This window comes from Pelosinus fermentans DSM 17108, assembly GCF_000271485.2.
Classification (GTDB): domain Bacteria; phylum Bacillota; class Negativicutes; order DSM-13327; family DSM-13327; genus Pelosinus; species Pelosinus fermentans.
In genome coordinates this window covers 4457257-4476268 of record NZ_AKVN02000001.1, presented here as the reverse complement: position 1 = coordinate 4476268, position 19012 = coordinate 4457257, and the positions used below count along the sequence as shown (strand labels likewise).

18 protein-coding genes and 1 pseudogene are annotated in these 19012 nt (G+C 43.5%); 18 read left to right on the top strand and 1 reads right to left on the bottom strand.

Annotated elements, in window-relative coordinates:
• Positions 1-37: 37 nt before the first annotated feature.
• The 12 genes and pseudogenes from FR7_RS20555 to FR7_RS20510 all read left to right on the top strand — a co-directional run bounded on the left by FR7_RS20555 (position 38) and on the right by FR7_RS20510 (position 13637).
• Positions 38-7210 (top strand): RHS repeat-associated core domain-containing protein, encoded by a 7173-nt coding sequence (locus tag FR7_RS20555; RefSeq protein WP_007932624.1) that lies wholly within the window; start codon positions 38-40, stop codon positions 7208-7210.
• Between the two features lie 17 nt (positions 7211-7227).
• Positions 7228-7797: a hypothetical protein gene (locus FR7_RS20550; protein ID WP_007932623.1), complete on the top strand. Its 570-nt coding sequence runs from the start codon at positions 7228-7230 to the stop codon at positions 7795-7797.
• A 236-nt stretch (positions 7798-8033) separates the two neighbouring features.
• Positions 8034-8303: a hypothetical protein gene (locus FR7_RS20545; protein ID WP_237715547.1), complete on the top strand. Its 270-nt coding sequence runs from the start codon at positions 8034-8036 to the stop codon at positions 8301-8303.
• Between the two features lie 46 nt (positions 8304-8349).
• Positions 8350-8814: an Imm30 family immunity protein gene (locus FR7_RS20540; RefSeq protein ID WP_007932621.1), complete on the top strand. Its 465-nt coding sequence runs from the start codon at positions 8350-8352 to the stop codon at positions 8812-8814.
• 33 nt (positions 8815-8847) lie between these two features.
• The gene (locus tag FR7_RS23595) at positions 8848-9015 is read left to right on the top strand and encodes a hypothetical protein (protein WP_017531603.1); all 168 of its coding nucleotides are present in this window, start codon (positions 8848-8850) and stop codon (positions 9013-9015) included.
• A 1398-nt stretch (positions 9016-10413) separates the two neighbouring features.
• Entirely contained in the window at positions 10414-11259 is an 846-nt protein-coding gene (locus FR7_RS20535) for a transposase (RefSeq protein WP_064448917.1), read from the top strand.
• Between the two features lie 79 nt (positions 11260-11338).
• Positions 11339-11491, top strand: a pseudogene (locus FR7_RS24520) (RHS repeat-associated core domain-containing protein); the annotation flags it as partial.
• 27 nt (positions 11492-11518) lie between these two features.
• On the top strand, positions 11519-12028 hold the full coding sequence (locus FR7_RS20530) for an RHS repeat-associated core domain-containing protein (protein ID WP_237715549.1): 510 nt from the start codon (positions 11519-11521) through the stop codon (positions 12026-12028).
• The gene (locus FR7_RS20525) at positions 12025-12453 is read left to right on the top strand and encodes an Imm26 family immunity protein (RefSeq protein WP_007932600.1); all 429 of its coding nucleotides are present in this window, start codon (positions 12025-12027) and stop codon (positions 12451-12453) included. Before FR7_RS20530 ends, FR7_RS20525 begins: the two co-directional genes overlap by 4 nt.
• Positions 12454-12547: 94 nt before the next feature.
• The gene (locus FR7_RS24330) at positions 12548-12859 is read left to right on the top strand and encodes a hypothetical protein (protein ID WP_017531394.1); all 312 of its coding nucleotides are present in this window, start codon (positions 12548-12550) and stop codon (positions 12857-12859) included.
• A 40-nt stretch (positions 12860-12899) separates the two neighbouring features.
• On the top strand, positions 12900-13127 hold the full coding sequence (locus FR7_RS20515) for a PAAR-like protein (protein WP_337453672.1): 228 nt from the start codon (positions 12900-12902) through the stop codon (positions 13125-13127).
• Positions 13128-13202: 75 nt separating this feature from the next.
• Complete coding sequence (locus FR7_RS20510; RefSeq protein ID WP_007932599.1) at positions 13203-13637, top strand: hypothetical protein; 435 nt, start codon at positions 13203-13205, stop codon at positions 13635-13637.
• 423 nt (positions 13638-14060) lie between these two features.
• On the opposite strand, the gene FR7_RS20505 is transcribed toward FR7_RS20510, so the two are convergent.
• Positions 14061-14429, bottom strand: coding sequence for a helix-turn-helix domain-containing protein (locus tag FR7_RS20505; protein WP_007932598.1), 369 nt, complete (start codon positions 14427-14429; stop codon positions 14061-14063).
• A 535-nt stretch (positions 14430-14964) separates the two neighbouring features.
• Between FR7_RS20505 and tpiA the strand changes: the two genes are divergently transcribed.
• The 6 genes from tpiA to dhaL all read left to right on the top strand — a co-directional run bounded on the left by tpiA (position 14965) and on the right by dhaL (position 18943).
• Complete coding sequence (gene tpiA / locus FR7_RS20500; protein ID WP_007932597.1) at positions 14965-15738, top strand: triose-phosphate isomerase; 774 nt, start codon at positions 14965-14967, stop codon at positions 15736-15738.
• A gap of 41 nt (positions 15739-15779) precedes the next feature.
• Positions 15780-16175: a dihydroxyacetone kinase phosphoryl donor subunit DhaM gene (gene dhaM, locus FR7_RS20495; RefSeq protein ID WP_007932596.1), complete on the top strand. Its 396-nt coding sequence runs from the start codon at positions 15780-15782 to the stop codon at positions 16173-16175.
• A 75-nt stretch (positions 16176-16250) separates the two neighbouring features.
• The gene (locus FR7_RS20490) at positions 16251-16622 is read left to right on the top strand and encodes a Lin0368 family putative glycerol transporter subunit (RefSeq protein ID WP_007932595.1); all 372 of its coding nucleotides are present in this window, start codon (positions 16251-16253) and stop codon (positions 16620-16622) included.
• Between the two features lie 4 nt (positions 16623-16626).
• Positions 16627-16965 (top strand): Lin0368 family putative glycerol transporter subunit, encoded by a 339-nt coding sequence (locus FR7_RS20485; protein ID WP_007932594.1) that lies wholly within the window; start codon positions 16627-16629, stop codon positions 16963-16965.
• A 36-nt stretch (positions 16966-17001) separates the two neighbouring features.
• Positions 17002-17994, top strand: a complete 993-nt coding sequence (locus FR7_RS20480; protein ID WP_007932593.1) for a dihydroxyacetone kinase subunit DhaK — start codon at positions 17002-17004, stop codon at positions 17992-17994.
• 220 nt (positions 17995-18214) lie between these two features.
• Entirely contained in the window at positions 18215-18943 is a 729-nt protein-coding gene (gene dhaL, locus FR7_RS20475) for a dihydroxyacetone kinase subunit DhaL (RefSeq protein WP_007932588.1), read from the top strand.
• The last annotated feature ends 69 nt before the right edge of the window (positions 18944-19012 follow it).

Below are 19012 nucleotides of genomic sequence, written 5' to 3'. Positions count from 1 at the left end.
ACCCGCAAATCAAGCAAGTGAGAGGAGGAACTCCAAAATGGGAAAAGAACTGCAGGAACTAGGGCGGCTGAAAGTAGAATTCGCCAAAGAATACCTAAGAATCAAGCACATCCACATCCTGGACGAAGCCAATGAACATGGGCATATGCAACTCACACTCATCAGTAAACGCCTGCTGACAGTGGCCGAAGTCCTCGAGCTCGAAGACGCGCCCGTCAAAGTCACCGATGCAGACGGAACCAACGTATTCGTCGGCATCTGCCAAAGCGTGGGACTTAATAACGAAGCCGACTACAGCGAACTGGTCCTCGAAGCCAAAAGCCTGAGTGTACTGGCCGATCGGAAGAAAATCAGCCGCACCTTCCAAAGTACAGTCAAAATGCTAAGTGAGGTGGCCAATACCGTCATGGCGGTCTACGGCATCCAGGTGGAAGTGGCCGAAGATATCCAAATCGAGCAAATGCTCTACCAGAACGCCGAAACCGACTGGCAGTTTCTGCGGCGGATCGCCAACCAGTACGGAGCTTACCTCTTTGCCGACAGCAAATCGGATTTGCTGCGTCTCGCCGTGGGCACCTATCCCTTTGCCCGCAAAGAAATGGGGGTCGAAACCAAGAAAAAACCGGCTGACAGCGGTAAAGACATCCTGAAATACATCCAAATCCAACAAAATATCGACGACCAGGCCGAAGCCTGTCAATTTGAAACCGAAGGTAGGACAAGCTATGACCTGACAATCGGAGCAGGCTACCAGCTCGAAAGCCAAGGGGAACGAGTGCGCTGGAGCCAGCGGAGCGAAATCGTCAGCGTAGGCGAAACTGCGGAAAATCGCCTGACCCTGGCGCACCCCGAAGGCTGCCGGCCGGACAGGGAAAAGAGCGCTGGTGCGCTTAACCAAAGAGACGCCATCAAAGGGAAAATCATCCGGGTGCAGGGTACGCAAATAAAAGTACATTTTTACTGTGACGCCGAGCAGGACGAAGCCACCGCTATGTGGCTGCCGTTTGAAAATACTATGAACAACTACTTCTACTCCATGCCGGACGAAGGCGACGAAGTCTTCGTCTACTACGAAAATAACGGCAAAGCGGTAGCCTTGGGGAGCCGGCGAGCCAACAGCGCGTCACACGGGGACTACGTCGATCCCGCGAGTAAAATGATGAATTCGACCAATAAAATGCTCAAAATGACCCCGGGCAGCTGCGAACTCGTAGCGGCGCGGGGCGCGTACGACCAGGGCGGTGGCAGCCAGGCGCTCATCGAAATGACCGACGCCGGGGGCATTGTCATCAAAAGCACCCAGGATATCCACATCCAGGCCGACAAACGACTCAAGCTGGTAGCGGCTAAAAGCGCCATCCCCGAAGGCGAAATCACAGCGGCGCAAGGCAAATACGATGCCGGGCATACACAGGGAGCGGCCCTGTACATGGCTGGGGGCGGCAGCAAGCCCTACAATTCCGGGCAGGAAATCCTCAAGCAAATGGGCGCGGATATTGTGGACAGCTTTAGTAATGGTGTGGGGGCCATAGCGGTGGAAATTCCGGCCTTCGTAAAAAACGTCCAAACCATCTTCGGCGGCGGAGGCGGTGGCGGGGGAGGAGAAACCGCGCCGGCCTCACCGGAAAAAAAAGCAGAACGACCGTCGGCCGAATCCCTCATGCTGTATGGCTTCGAAAACTGCAGTTTGGGGATTGGGGCGAGCGAACTCAAACTCAGCGGCGGAGCCATCGTAATCAGCACACCGGCGTTCCGGCAACTGGGCTACAACAAAAACAAACACACTACCCTAAGTGCGCCGTCACTTCTCGACGCCGCGCTCAACGGAGTCCAGGTACTGCTCGATATTGCCGGCTGCATCCCGGGACTCAATGTATTGGCCAACGGACTCAACGCGGCCATCTCGCTGGCACGGGGCGACTACTTCGGCGCGGCGTGCTCCCTCATAGGGTGCATTGTCCCGGGCGCGAACGTGGCGGGCAAAGGGCTCAAACTCGCGGTGGCGGGAGCCAAAGTCGCGGGCACCATCGCCAAGACGGCCAAAGCGGCCAAAGCCATCCAGACCGTCGAGCGGCTCATCATGGGAGCCATGGGCTTCAACGCGCTGATGCGGGCCAAAGACGGCATCAGCGACCTGGGCCGGAAAATCATAGACGGCACCTTCAGCTTTAACGACCCGGAATCGCTCAACCTGCTCTTTGATACCCTGCAAAACGCGGCAATTGTAGGCTCGGCGGCAAGCCGCAGAAGAAAAGGCAGAGAAGAAAAAGTCGGCCACGAGAAGGCAGGCGGAGAAAACAAACACGGCGGCCACAACGGACCGGATACCCAAGGACGTATACCCACAAAAGAAACATGTCTCAAAGATCCGGTCAACGTCGTTAACGGTTCCTTCAGCCTCCGGATGACCGACCTCATCCTCAGCGACCTCGGCGAAGACTTCGTCCTCACCCGAAGCTACGAATCCCTCTACCAAAACAAACACCAGCATCTGGGCAGCCGCTGGCTGTTAAGCCTGGGCAGCCGGATTGAGCGACGCCAAAACCAGGTTCGCATCCTCCTGCCCGATCTTCATATCGAAACATTCGAACAACAAGACGGCATCTACCAAAACCGGCGCGGCGGCGACCGGTCGCTCGTACTCACCGAAGAAAAACATGGCTACCGCCTTCAATTCATCCGGGAAAAGAAAACCTGGGACTACAACGAATTCGGACGGCTGACTGCCATCACGGACAAGAATGGCAACCGGGTGAAAATCGAATACACCGGCTCCTTTATTAGCCAAGTCACTTTGGCGAGCGGCCAGACCTTGCAGTTTACCTATGAAAATGACAAACTGACCCAAATCCGCGACATGCTTGGACGAAGCATCCGCTACCGTTACCAGGGGGAACTCCTCACCGAAGTTACCTACCCTAACGATGGGACTGTTACATACGAATACACCGACCAGGGCTTTATCGCGGCCATCACCGACCAGAACGGTCATCGCTATGTTTCCAACCAATACGACGGCCAGGGGCGTGTCATCCGGCAAACCCTCGCAAACGGAGCCGAAACGCTCTTCTTTTATCAGGAACAGGACCGGATGACCACCGTCACCCAGCCGCACAACGAGGAGCGCACCTGCTATTATTACAACCGGCGCCATCTTGTAGAAACCATCCGCTACGCTGACGGAACGACAGAAGAAACCAAGTACGACGACAAAGAAAACATTCTCTGGCAAAAAGACCGGCGCGGTCACGAAACCCGTTACACTTACAACGAAGAAAGCCAACTGACGGCGGAAATATGGCCCAACGGACTCATCCATACCCTTGAATACGACGCGGCCAGCCGAAAACTCGCTGAAAGCGACACCAGCGGAATCGACATCCGCTACCGTTACGACGAAAGAGGCAATCTGGTGGAAGTCAAGAACCGGATCGAAGGCGAACGCTGGCAAACCGTCCGCTACGCTTATGATGCCAAAGGAAGAATGGTCAGCTACACTGACGGAAGCGGCAACCCGACAACCTATGACTATGCCGAAGACCAAAACAAACCCCAAAGCATCACCACCGCCGAAGGTGATACATTCACCTACCAATATGACGCTGCAAGCCGGCTGATGGCGGTGGAAAGCGTTTTGGGAAGAAAAGAATACGGCTACAATCATCTCGACTACCGGACGCTGGTCATCGACGCCCTAGGCAACACCTGGAAAAACGACTATGACAAGCTGGGAAACCGGATCAAAGAAATCCGGCCCAACCAGTATCACGAGAAAAGCCACAGCGGCCCCGGCTGGCGCTACATCCATGATGCTTTCGACAAACTCGTGGCTACCATCGACCCCCTCGGCAACACCGTAGCGACAATACGGGACGCCGAAGAAAACATCGTCAAAGAAATCCATCCCAACACCTACGACGAACCTAGCCAAGACGGAACGGGCATCGAAAACGAATATGACAGTGATAACCGTAAAATCAAAATTCGCTACCCCGATGGCGGCATTGAGCGGCTACAGTACGACGCTGGTGGCAATATCGTCAAAAAAATTCTGCCGGAAGACTACAACGAAACTACCGACGAAGGGCCGGGCTACACCTATGCCTACGATGAGAGGAGCCGTCTCACAAAAATTACGGGTCCCGGGGGCGTAGTAGAAAAAGCCTATATCTATGACCTGGCCGGCAATATTGTAAAAGAAATCGACGCACAAAGCTACCTGGAAGGGGCCACCGACGAAACCAGGCCGGGCATTCTCTACCACTACAACTGCCTGGGCTGGCTGACCGAAAAACAAATCCCAGTCGGAAAAACTGCCGGAACGCTTTGCTACCAGACTATCCAGTATAAATATGACAACGCCGGCAATGTGATCGAAGAGCGAAGACTCCTCGACGAACAGGATAAAACCAGCGCCAGTGGCCGGGTGCTCAGCCTCCACTTTGCCTATGATAAACAAAACCGGCTCAAAGAAGTCAAAGACAACACCGGCGCAACCATCGAATATGGCTATAACTGCCTCAGTCAACGAACCTACGAAAAGCGGAAAATCAACGAAACCGCCTACCAGATGCTGCGATACCATTACGACGCGGCGGGCAGACTCATCGAAATCGAGCAGCGCGCCGACCGGGCAGGCAGCGGCGACTTCACGGCCCGGACCTGCTATGAGCTTGACAAAACCGGTAACGTCATCAAAATCACAACCCCGGCCGGCTATATCATTGAACGCCAATACGACGCCGCCGACCGCTTAATCTCCGAAATCCACAAAGACAAAGAAAACGGCATCGAAAACAAGATGGAAATCACCTACGACAAGGCAGGCAACATTGTTAAAGTCAAAGATGCTAACGGCGTCGAAGAAACCTACGAATACGACCTCCTCAACCGGGAGACCCAGCATATCGGTAAAAACGGCGGTATAACAAGGACTGTCTATGACAAAAATGGGCGCATCACAAGACGGATACTGCCCAACGAATACCAAATTCAAGGCGATGTCGGTCACGGCTACCGCTACAACTATGACCCTCAGGGCCGGGTCATCACCGTCCTCGCTCCGGACGGCACTGTCATTGAGACTAACAGCTACGACAAAGCGGGCCGGCTTGTGCAAAGACGGGACGCGACCCAAAGCGGCATCGACTACGTATACGACCTGGCAGGCCGCATACAAACCGTCCGCACGCCGGGAGGAGCCAGCCAGGCCTACCAATACGACGCTCAGGGCAACATTATCGGCGTCAGTGACGGCAACCAGAATAAAACGGAGTACAAGCTGGACAAATGGGGCAGAATTACCGAAATCGTCAAAGCCGACGGCAGCCGGGAATATTACGGCTACGACTACGCTGGAAACATCACCGAAACCACCGATGGGGAAGGGAATACCATTCGTTATGAATACAATCTCATCAACAAGCTGAAGAAAATCACCGACCCCACCGGCGAAACCGACACCTTCCACTACGACGCCCAAGGCCGGATCAAACGCCACATCGACCGCAACGGCAACCAAATTGAGTACCGTTACAACATCTATGACGCCCTGACCGAAAAATTAGAACGCTCCAGCGGTCTAAGAGAAATGTATGAATATTGCCCCGACGGCAAGCTCAAAGCCGCCATCGCCCAAGGCATGCGCTACGGCTATCGCTACTACGCCGATGGAAGGCTACAGGAGAAAGCGGCCAGCGGCCGAAGATTGCTCTCGTACGAATATGACCTCAACGGCAACAAGGTGAGGCAGACGGACGTCACCGGCAAAACGACGGAGTATACCTATAATTCTCTTGACTTGCTGACAGACCTATACGAAAATGGAAATAGAATTGCAGGCTACGACTATAACCCGGATGGAACAATACAAGCCCTGCAGAACGGCGCAGCCCTGCGGACAAGCTATGCCTATGACGCTGATAAAAATATTGTAGGCTTAGAGGTTCTACTAAACGGCAAGCCGATAGTGCAGAATCGGTATGCGTACGACGGCAATGGCAACCGGACTCATAAAGAGCAGCATAACGGCCCGACCAGCTATCAATACGACAACCTCAACCAAGTGACCAAGGTGGAATACCCCGCGTGCTCTGAGGAACTGTTCTATGACAAAGCCGGCAACCGCAGCCGGCGCATAATAAATGGCATGGAAGAACAATATAGCTACGACGCCAGAAACCGCCTTACTTCCCTGGAATGGGAAGGTGTGGTCATACCATACCAGTACGACAATGCCGGAAACTTACTCCATGACGGCGATAAGCGATACAGTTACGACGGCTTCAACCGGGCAACTAAAGTGGAAACTGTCGACGGTCAAACACAAGTGAACCGCTATGACGCCGAAGGATTGCGCTATGAGATGGAAGAGAACGGGCGCCTAGTACAGTTTATCTTCAGCGGCAGAGAAGCTGCGGTAGAAATCAATGATGCTGGTATCAACCGGCTGATCCGCGGCCATGAGCTGATCATCAGCGATGCTGAATACGCTAAGACATACTACCATTACGCAGCGGATGAAATAGGCAGTATTACCCATATCACGGATGAGAATGGAAGCATTCTTAACCGGTACGAGTATGATGCATGGGGCAATATCACGGAACAGGAAGAAACCGTTCCGAACCGCTTCAAGTATACTGGCCAGCAGTTGGATCCGGTAACCCAACAATATTACCTGAGGGCAAGGTTCTACAATCCGGTAATTGCGAGATTTACGCAAGAGGATACCTACCGTGGAGACGGGTTGAACCTGTATGCATATTGTGGGAATAACCCGATGGTGTATATTGACCCGAGCGGGTATGGTTGTGAAAAGAAATCTCAACCTTATGAGGGGTCGGGTAAAGCTGAAAATCCAGTCCTTACCGTTTCAAGAGAGCAATACCCAAATCATGCTAAAATGTTAGAAAACGCTCAGGAGAAAGGTCATTCGCTAGAAGGACTAGAAAGAGGAAGTGGAACTCGCGCAGCTCAAAAAAATCGATATCAAGCTCAAAAAGATATACGGAAGCAGCAGGGGTCGCCTCCCGAAGGATATGATTATGATGAATTTCCATATGCATCGACTAAACAAGGTGGGGCTGGGTCACATGTAGAACCTGTACTGAGTGAGGAAAATCAAGCTGTGGGTCGAGACCTTGGTAAATTCTATAGAGAGCAAGGAATCAAAGAAAACGATAAATTTGATATTAAAATTATTGATTAAATATAAGGAGGGAGTATATGTTAGATACATTGTTTAAAGAATCATTAAAATTAGCAGGACAATTAAGACCTAAATATCCTCAAAGTCTTGGTGATAAGACTGATAAATGGGAAGATACAGTGAAAAAGTTTGTTTTAGATATCCCAGAGATTTATTCTGCGATATACAGTAATGTTTCAGGTACAAAGCGAAATATCAAGGAGCAAGATATAATGGATTATACTCCAGGATATAGGTTAATACATATAACCGAGTTACCTGAAGAAAAGAAGAATCTTGACAGAGTGTTAAATCATAAGGGGTATGCTGACCGTGAAGTGGTATTGCCGTTATTAAGTAATTACTCTGATGATTTTATTTGTTACCATCTATCGTCTAAGGGCGAGGAGCATATTTGTGCATTGATGCACGATGAAGGTGATTTAGTTCTAATGAATGAAAGTCCTATAAAATTTCTAGAGACTGTTTGCGAGTTTTACAAGCAAACAGTGTATTTCTTAGACAGTGATGGCTATCTGGATTATGATATGGATAAAGAGGGATTAGTAGGTTCAAATCTTAACCCAGGGGTTAAATATTGGTTGTAATGCTAAGAAGTGTATTTATAGCTGACTGCAAAATTCGAATGGAGTCACTACCGAAGAAGCAAGGGGACGCGTACCTTGCTTCTTCTATATTGTAAAGCTCGTCAGTATCCAAGGAGTCGAGTAATGCTAAACAATTATTACCTGGTGAAGGGAATGTCGGAACTTATAAAGATTTAAGAGATTCAGGAAGAATCGGAGACAATATAACACCACATCATATGCCCTCCAAAGACTTTATGGATCAGTATGGCGTTAAGAAAAATGATGGTGTTAGCATGAATATGGAACATCCATATCCAGGAACTGGTGGTAGACACCGTGATACAAGGTCATATGGTGCTGGCACTGATCTGACTGAAACTCCGCGTGAGGCGTTAGCGCGCGATATCCTGGATGCAAGAAAAATTTATCAAAACGATGGACTATATACTCCTGAAATCAGACAATCACTCCAAGATGTTATTGACCTTAACAAGAATATGTATCCAGATATATTTAAAAAGTAAGATTGATACATATCAAAGCTATTTAGCAAAAAAGAGAGGGAATATCTTGAATATATTAAACGAAGTTAAGAAGCTACAAAGTAGTAGACTATTAAGAACTAAAAACGAGATAGAAGATTTTGAAAGTTCAATAGAAAACATTTTGAATACTAAAGACTATAAAAATATAAAATATCTATGTTTGGGCTTTCACGATAATACTGAAGACGACGAAGTAATGTTTGGTTTAGTGCATGCAATAGAGTCTTATTACAAATTAATAGGAGCTAAAAAGTATTTTGAAGAATTCATACATTCTATTACTGGCGACCTTGATAATGCCAGAGAATGGATAAAGTTATTAAACATTCGAATACTAAATGATGAACCTAGCTTAAAAGAATACATAATGGTAGTAAGGAGTAGTGATCAAACCATAAAGAATTTTCTAATTGATATTATGCAAGAAATTAAGAAAGATAATCCTCATAAGTTTTCAGAATCAGTTAATGAATTTTTAAGGGGTATATAAGCCTGAAATTTCAAAAGTAGACTGATAGGAGGGATGAGGGGACATTGTGCCAAGAACGTGGATAAAATCACGATGCTGGAATGGTGCCAGTCTGGCGAGGTTGTAGACAACCTTCCCAGTAATGTCAAAAGGTCAGCGGACAAAAATCCGCTGACCTTTTTTTCTCAGGTGTCGTCTCGTGAACAACTGATGATTAGATAATATTACCTATTAATAATTCGTAAAAATCAAATCTAGTGAATCAGAATGATTTTGACTCATTCCCTCCACAAAACGGACAACTACCCCCATATCCATTACCAGAGCAGTTGCCACAATATACCCCACCACATTCCTTACACTTGTTCAACTGTCCCAGACATGGAGCATCCGCACCACAATTTGGACATCTTCTCATATTATCATACATCAACAAAACCTCCTTAGTAAGAATAATTCTAATATATCACCTGTCGGTGAAGACTAAAACGGTGTTTTCGTCTAAGAGGTTTTTTTATGTAATTTGTCATCAATCCAGTAAAATCAATATCTCATTGAATCTGACTCCTTAAATAATAATCATATTAGACAACAGTTTATAAACAGAATTACCACAGTAACTACAGATGAATTTTCTATAAATGACCAATAGGATACTATTAATAGATCCATATAGGGGTTTAGAAATAAACCTGATAACTAGTGACAATTCTCTGTCACACTGTCACGGATAAAAAAAATTATAATAATATCTAAATTGATATTACACTTTTCAAATTGTGTTATATTTATATAGTAAAAGTAAAAAAGGAAAAATGTTTATTTATAGCACACGCAAACCCAGTAAATATAAGCATTCTTAATAATTCAAGAGCATTTCATATAAATGATTACCACCTATTACACAATGCACAAAATAATAATTATTTACTTAGTCAGACCTAATTAGAATACACATTTTTACCGTCAACTATCAATATTGACTACCTTAAGAAATATTTTTCAAAAAATCACCAAAACTATGTTACACTTTCACGACTTTGTAATATTTATATATAGTTGCACCAACCGCCTAATATATGAATTTTTAAATCACAATAGTACCAAAGCACCCTTTACAGTAAAAGCAATAGATTCATTATCGTTGCAAAATAATTATTATTTATCCAATCAAATTCAATCAGAGTATACAATTCATAGGTTAAAGTATTTTAATCACCAGTCGTCATTATTGACCACCTAAAAATATTTTATAAAAAAGTGCATTTTAATGTTACACATCCCAGATTTTGTAATATTTATATATTAAAATCAAAAAAAGGAAAACGATATGTTTATAGTTACAGCAATCGCACAATATATATAGCATTTTTAATAACAGCTGCAATTAATAAAACTAATATCACAAGCACATTCTTTAGTAATATCACCGCAAAATAATAATTATTTACCCAAGCCAATACAATCAGAGCATACATTTTATAGGTGTACCTATTTTAATAGGAGAACCCGTCAATTAAGATGGAAAGGTCATGGGGTCAGGCTTGAGTTATTTAGAAAATTGACTTATATTAGATGATCTGTTAATCTGAGATAAAGTAAGATTGGCAGGTGGAAATGATGGCAAGAAAGCCAAGAGTGCATTACGATGGTGCACTCTATCATGTAATAGCCAGGGGAAATAATCGAGCAAATGTATTTGAAACAGATGAAAAAAAAGAAAAGTATCTAGAAATCTTAGCAGACTATAAAGAACGATATGACTTTCAATTGTACGCTTATGTGATTATGGACAATCACGTCCACTTACTGCTTCAAGTAGGAAAAAATCCATTGGCAAAAATTATGCAAGGTATTCAACAGAGATATACGCAGTATTACAATTGGCACTGTAAACACAGCGGGCATGTATTTGAACAGCGCTATAAGGCCTTCTTATGCGAAAAAGAGAGCTATTTAATGGCTCTTATATGTTATATACATCAGAATCCAGTAAGGGCAAACATACCAGAGGGAATCAATCATAGATGGAGTAGTCATAAATTATATATTAGAAGAGCACAGGGGTTAGTAAATGTGGAATTTATATTGAATATATTGAGTTCCAATCATGATGAGGCAATGGAGCAATACCTAAATTTAGTGGAGATAGTAGTTGATAAACCGAAATATAAAGATGAAAGCGTAGAAGTAAACGAAGATCAGAAAACTCTCATAAAAGCAGAAATAAAAAGAACACGGATGGAACTAACGTGGGAGCAGCTAGTAGAAATGATCACTATAGAGAAACAAGTGAATCAAGAGCAGTTGCTAGGAAAGTGTCGAATACGGCAGGTGGTGGCAGCCAGAAAACGACTGATTTATGAAGTGATAGAGAGAAATCTAATGACAAGAACGCATTTAGCCAAAGTATTACAGATTGATCCAGCGAATATTACAAGGATTTGGCAAGAGTTACTTGGGTGATAGTTAGAAGGTGATAAGTCAATTTTGATATAACTCAAGCCTGACCCCGATTACCTGACCCCGATTACCCTACCGATACACCGGACAGCAGTTTGATCCGGTGACCCAGCAATATTACCTGCGGGCAAGATTCTATAATCCGGTTATCGCGAGATTTACGCAGGAAGACGAATACAGGGGCGATGGGCTGAATCTGTATGCTTATTGTGCTAATAACCCGGTGGTGTATTATGACCCGAGTGGGTATGCATCGGAATGTTTGAAGGATGCGTATAAAAAGCAACGTGAACAACAGAGTCAGAGCGGCAGAGAAGATTACGATTCGCAGGCAGCCAAAAAAGATGCCTATGAGAATGCGAAGAACCAAGTTGCTGAGCAGAAAGCCAATCAGCCGCAGAAGCCAAAGGCTGAGGTGCCTGAGGAGTCGAGTAATGCTAATAAATCTTATCAGACATATACTAAGACTAACCCGCAGACAGGAGAGGTTTACTCTGGAAGAACTAGTGGGACAGGTACTCCTTTGGAAAATGTTAGGCGCAGAGATGTAAATCATCATATTAATGATAAAGGCTTTGGTCCTGCTGAACTTGATAAATCTTCCACAAATAGAGATGCTATTCGAGGAAGAGAACAACAACTCATAGATAAATTTGGTGGTGCGAAATCTAAAGATGGGACATCTGGAAACCAAATCAATGGTATTTCAGATAAAAATAAAAAACGCGAAAGATATTTTGATGCAACTGATGAGGAGTTTGGTAAAATATGACTAGGAAAACTCGTAAAAGAATAAAGCTTGGCGATGTATATGCTATTCCTTTATCTGATGGTAAATATGGCTTTGGTAGAATATTTAAAGATGCTTCTATCGCAATATACAAGCATATTGGAGATTCTATTGAAAATCTTCCTCAAAAAGAAGAATATCAGTTCATTGTTGGTGTTTATGAAGATGTATTAAAATCAGGAAATTGGCTTATAGTGGATAATCGGCCATTTGCTGATGAGGAAGAAGCATGGCCACCGCCTGCATGTATTATTGATAAGATTTCGGGAGAATATTCTATATACCATAAAGGCGAAATAAAGGAGTCCACTAAAGATGAATATGAGGGTCTAGAAAAAGCAGCTGTTTGGGATGCACATCATATCATTGATAGAATAATGGGCGATGATAAGTGGCATCGCCGTTAAGAATTGGTCAGGTGACGGTTCTTGAAGGTTTCAATCGGAAGTTTTGTACGTAAAAAGGTTCAGGGAGTGTATCGCAAACTTAAATGCTGCAGAGATGGGGATATCAATAATTTCCAGTAATTTCAAGGGTCAACGGACAAAATCCGTTGACCTCTTTTCTTCTCAGGTGTCGTCTCGTGAACAACTGATGATTATGGAAAACATGGGGACAGGGACTTTGTTTAAACGGAATACAAGCTGGACAAATGGGGCAGAATTACCGAAATCGTCAAAGCCGACGGCAGCCAGCAAACGACTGATTTATGAAGTGATAGAGAGAAATCTAATGACAAGAACGCATTTAGCCAAAGTATTACAGATTGATCCAGCGAATATTACAAGGATTTGGCAAGAGTTACTTGGGTGATAGTTAGAAGGTAATAAGTCAATTTTGATATAACTCAAGCCTGACCCTGATTACCTTAAATATTAAAGATAGCCAGTCTATGGTCAATATCGGCAGTATGGGGAAGTGTAAAAATAAAAAAAAGGCCCCTTGCGTACCCGCGCCCAGCGGAGAGTGGCAATGCGGTAAAGACAGTGTAGGTATTGACAATACTCCGGCGCTTCTCAACACCTCTATAATTCCTTGTGGCAACGGCGGCGTTATTAAAATTGTAGCCGATGGACAATAAAATTTCAAAAGTAATAGCTGAATTTCAAAAAAAGACAATATCTATTATAAAAAAAATGAATGGGGAGGCGTTACTATGGGTTTTATATTAACAGTTACAGGAGAGAACACAACCATTCAGTTAGGTGAAGAAGTAATTAATTCAGTCGAAGTAAGCACGTCTACGGAAAGCACCGCGTTAGCAAAAACAAACATTGTTGCTACGATGACTGTAAGTGGTAAACTACTGTCTAACAACAAGGCAATAGATGACCTTGAAACCGAAAAATTGTTTACATGGTCGCTGGTTCCACCGGAAGATAAAGATGCTTACCGCAGTGTAACCGTAGAAGTTATCTCAGCCGGCAGAGTTCCCCGCAAAATATATTTTCCCAATGCCTTTGTCGTTGACTATAACGAAAGATATAGCCATGCCGACGGGTCGGGAGAATTTCTCTTGGTGATGCGACAAAAAATTGACTCTGTAAGTGCTGTAAAATCTGAAAGTGGATTAGCTGCAGAAGAGGAGTAAACTAGCATAGGAACAGCGGGATAGGTTCGCTGTCCAACGAAACCTGTCCCCAATGTACCTCCTTATTAGGGCAAACAGACGTGAGCCAAGGGGACGGTGGTAATGTCTTGGATTTCAGTTGTAACTATTTGTCGTCTTTATCTTGAAAGGTGAGACGGCTTATTTTTTGTTGAATGTATTTAAAGTCGATACCTTTTGCTAGAGGTATCGACTTTAAATACCAATTACTCTATAAAAGGAGCATTGGAGTAGAAGGACTGGATTTATCTATTAGGAAATCTTCAGGATGACTGGGGTAAGTAAAAGTATCTGTTGAAATAATAAGACGATACCACCGTCCCCGAGTCTTGTTTGGGAACCTGTTAAAAGATAGGATGAGTGGCCGACTTGAAGGAATTTCATGGGATCGAACCTGGGGAGAATTCATTTTTCTGGGGAATGTTGTAAGATGGTTTTTACAGCTCCGAGAATTACAGGTTGAACAGCAGGAGGAAGATTATCAAAAATATGAAGTAGTTCATTGCGCAGGAGGTTTTCTTTTGGTATTGCAGATTGTACACCCTCAGTACTTGGACTAAGTTCGGATAGCAGCGATTGCCTTCCTAATAGAATCCAATCTAATGATGCATCAAAAGCGACAGCAACTTTGATAAGAAATTCAAGGCTTGGCTTTGAACCATGTTCAACATTATTTATATAGGATTTAGATACATCAAATTGAATGCCAAAATCTTTTTGGCTGATCTTACCACGGATATGCCTTAATCGTAAGCCTATATCTACATAATTCATAAATACGTAACACCTCTAAACACATATAAGTGTTCTAATTTGTCAAATAGTACACTTATATGTGTATTTTTGTATTGACTGTACACTTATAAGTGTACTATAATAAAAACAAGGTAAAATTACCCTTACAAATAGGGGCGTACTGCTCTAGAGAAACGGTACTAAGGGAGTATATGCTGATAATTTTGCTTTGCACACCAGCATTTAATCTCAAATGAAACAAAAAAGCGAGGTGAAATTTAAGTATAAGTGGTAATTTAGCAAAATACCTCAATAACCTAAGGGATTCTGTATGAAGCATCCAAGCCGCCAAGCAAAGTACTGCTTCATAAGAGAATAAGACGATATGCCTATAAAGTCTCGAAAATCATGGTATTTCAAACTACACAATTTTATTATAACGTATCGGACAAGAGACGTAAATGTTAATCGTAACAAGACAATTGATTTGATGAGTTTCGAGACAATGGGCGCAGTATTCTATTTCATCAATCATCAAAGAGGAGTGTTTGAAGCTAAGTAAGAGGAGAATTGTATGAAACGATTTATAATTGGCTCTGGCTGGAAAATGAATAATACAATAGCGGAAAGTATAACGTTGCTTGATAATTTAGAAAAAAATTTAGATCAATTTGATTATTTTCCGTTGTTTGTTTTGCCTTCTTTTACAGCATTACATGCTGTTAGTGAGCGATTGGCCGGAAATACTCGTATTATCTTTGGTGCACAGAATATGCACTGGGAAGAATATGGTGCCTTTACTGGTGAAATCTCAGCTCCTATGCTGCGAGAATTAGGTTGTACTTATGTAGAACTTAATCATCAGGAACGACGAGCTTATTTTAACGAAAATAATGAAATTACAAATTTGAAGATTCTAACAGCCTTGAAGTTTGGACTGAAACCAATCTTATGCCTAGGGGAAGAGACTATATTATCTGAAAGAGAAGTTCATATTTTTCTGCAAGAACAAATGGCTGAGATGCTCAAGGATGTTAGCCATGGGGATGTTACAAAAATCATTTTTGCCTATGAACCACGTTGGGCGATTGGCAAAGCATTAGCTGCACCAGCTACTCATATAAAGATGGTACATGGCATTATTCGTGAAGTATTGAGTGAAAATTATGGTGCTATTGCTGCACAAGAAACTTATGTTATATATGGTGGAAGCGTGGATAAAAGCAATGCTATTGAGATAGCTACCCAGGATGGAGTCGATGGCTTATTTATAGGTCGATCTGGTCTTCAGGTCGAAATATTTTCCGAGATTATAAAGAGTGTTGCCTGTGAGTTTGGTTATAAATAATTATTAAAATCGAGATATCTGGCTTAGAAAGAGGTGGATCAATGTTTGGATTTGTAATTGTATCGCATAGTGAAAAAGTTGCAGAAGGAATAAAAGATGTTGTCGAACAGCTGCATGGAGGAAAATCGGTTTGCGTGGCAGCTGGGGGGGTGGATGGAAGAATAGGTACGAATCCTTTGAAAATTCAAGAAGCTATTGAAACTGTTCAAAATTGTGAGCATATATTAGTTTTCGTTGATTTGGGCAGTGCGGTTCTGAGTACCGATTTGGCTATTGACTTGTTAGAAGACGACTTACGGCAAAAAGTCATGATGGTTGATGGTCCCATTTTGGAAGGCGCTGTTATTGGAGTGATTCAGGCCAGTATTACTGATGATTTAGCAGAAGTGCTGGAAATGATTAAAAAAAGTAAAGAACTCGTGAAATTTAGCGAATAATCAAAATGCATATACGCTGTGAATATGAATGGAATGGCGTTTTATGTTAAAACAGCAGAGAGAGGAGGTGAAAAAATGAATTATGTAAGAACCATTATAGGAACAGCCGTCGCTGGTATCTTTGTTATGAGTGTATGGGGGGCCTTTGTGCAGAAATACGATTTAGTAGGAGGCTGGTTTGCTGCTTTTATCATCATAGGGACACTTTGGTTTCTGAATCACCATGTAGGTATGATTGACAATCAAGAAGGTGGTGCCTGGATAGATATGGCCTTGGGTATTGGGGTTGCTGGGACTATGCGGGATATTTTTATAGCAGGTTCGATAACACCATTGGTTGAATCCTTGCCTACACTGATATTAGTAATCTTGGGAGGCATTACTGGCGGTATTGTTGCGGCTGTATGTCAAAAATCAATGGTCAAGAATGAACAGGAAGGAGTGTAGTGCGATGACAGAGGGACTTATGGTTGCAACCTTTGCAGGTGGTTTTATATTTCCCTTCATGGTTAGTATGTGCTGGGGAAAAATGGTGGAGGTATGGGGGGCGATTGGCGGTTGGATGGCAGCAGGGTTTATCGTTGGCACGACATGGGCGCTTAATCACTATATTCCTCTTATTTATCAAAGTGGGCATGCATGGATAGATCAGGCATGGGCAGCCGGATTCGGTCTCTTAGCAGGTGCTGCTTTCTCAGGAGCAAGTATTGCTAAAGCGATGCCTACTGTGGTGTGTTCGATTATCGGAGGAACTATTGGAGGATTTATTCTTTCCTTGGTTTTGAAATAATGATTGTTTTTTTAAAATATAACGGGGGTGTTGGTTATGAGAAGATTGGTGAACGATCCGTATGACGTCGTAGAGGAAATGCTGGAAGGTTATGTATTGGCACATGATAAATATGTTAAATTACTAGCTAATGATGGACGGGTTGTTGTCAGTAAGAAGACACCGATGCAAGATAAAGTGGGAGTTATTATTGGAGGGGGTTCAGGGCATGAACCCTTGTTTATAGGATATGTAGGGTCAGGATTTGCAGATGCAGCAGTCGTTGGTAATATCAACACTTCTCCTTCGCCAGAGCCTTGCTACAATTCCGTTAAAGCTGTGGATACTGGCAAGGGATGTTTATTTTTGTACGGGAATTATGCTGGTGATGTTATGAATTTTGATATGGCAGTAGAAATGGCAAGTCAGGAAGGCATTCGGGTGGAAACCGTACTGGTGACTGATGACGTTTACTCGTCAGCTACGATTGCTGACCGTCGCGGCGTGGCTGGAGATTTCTTTGTATTCAAAGCTGCTGCTGCGAAAGCCGATACTGGTGCTAGTCTGGATGAAGTTAAAGATGTGGCTGTACATGCTAATCATAATACAAGGTCTATGGGGGTGGCGTTATCATCAGCGACCCTTCCTGCCAGCGGTCCAATTTTTGAGATGGAAGACGGGGAAATGGAAATTGGCATGGGCATACATGGTGAACCAGGAGTGAAACGCGGTAAATTAGAATCGGCTGATAAAGTCGTTGACCAGATTATGCCATATATTTTAAATGATCTTCCATTTAATAAAGGTGATGAAGTCAATGTACTAGTAAATGGTTTAGGCGGATTACCATTGATGGATTTACATATTGTGTACCGCCGGGTTGCACAAATCCTGGCAAAGCATGAAATTAAGATACATATTTCGTTTGTAGGAAACTATGCGACTTCCATGGATATGATCGGTATGTCCATTACTTTAATAAAATTAGATGAAGAATTAAAAAAGCTTTTGGATGCTCCATGTGATACTCCATACTGTGTGATTAAGTAAAAAGAGAAAGAACAGATAAGCAATCAACAGTTGTCAGTAGACAATGAAGATATGTTTATCTGTTCATTCCATCCAGCGTAGTGTTTAAAAAGCGCTCAGTAGACACGCTTTACAAATTCAGGCATGGGCAGCCGGATACAATACTGTTTATAAATAAGCAAGCATTGCTAAAGCGATGCCTACTGTGGCGCTAGATTATGTTGCTAGGAGGAATTATACAATGTATGATAATTATGTATTAGGAAAAAAGGACTTTATAAAAATTATAACGGCATTAGCGGCAGTTGTCGAGGAAAAAAGAGATTATCTGTCGGATTTGGATTCTCCAATTGGTGACGGTGACCATGGGTTCAATTTAAGCATTGGTTTCCGTGAGGTTATGAAGAACCTTTCTCTTTGGGAGCAAGAAAGTTTGGCTATAATATGGGAAAAAATAGGTATGGCTATTTTAGGTAAGGTTGGCGGTTCAGCCGGTCCTTTATATGGAAGCTTTTTTCTGAAGTTTGGTGAAGTTGCCCAAGGAAAGGAAATTATTACGTTTAATGATTTTTATGCCATGTTTTCGGCTGGCATTGCCGCTATCGAAATGCGCGGTAAAGCGGTGGTCGGTGAAAAAACTATGGTAGACGCACTGCGCCCAGGAATTGATGCTTTTGCCGATGCGATGGAGAAACAGATCGAACCGTTGTCAGCGTTTAGTGCATTTGTGGAAGCGGCTGACCGAGGTGCAAAAGCTACTATTCCAATTATAGCCAAGAAAGGCAGGGCCATGCGTTTAGGTGAGCGGGCGATCGGTCATATTGATCCAGGTGCAGTATCTGCAACTTTGTTTTTGCAGACGATTTACAAAATATTGTTAGAAAAAAATGACTGGCGAAAAGGAAGCACTCAGGAAGAAAACTGCCGAAAACCTACAAAAAGGTCAGTTGATTGCGCATTTTTCTTTTAAAAAAGCAAAGCGCGGCAGATTGAAAATCCATAGGCAAATTCACCGCAATTTCCTTCTTCCTGGGCAATC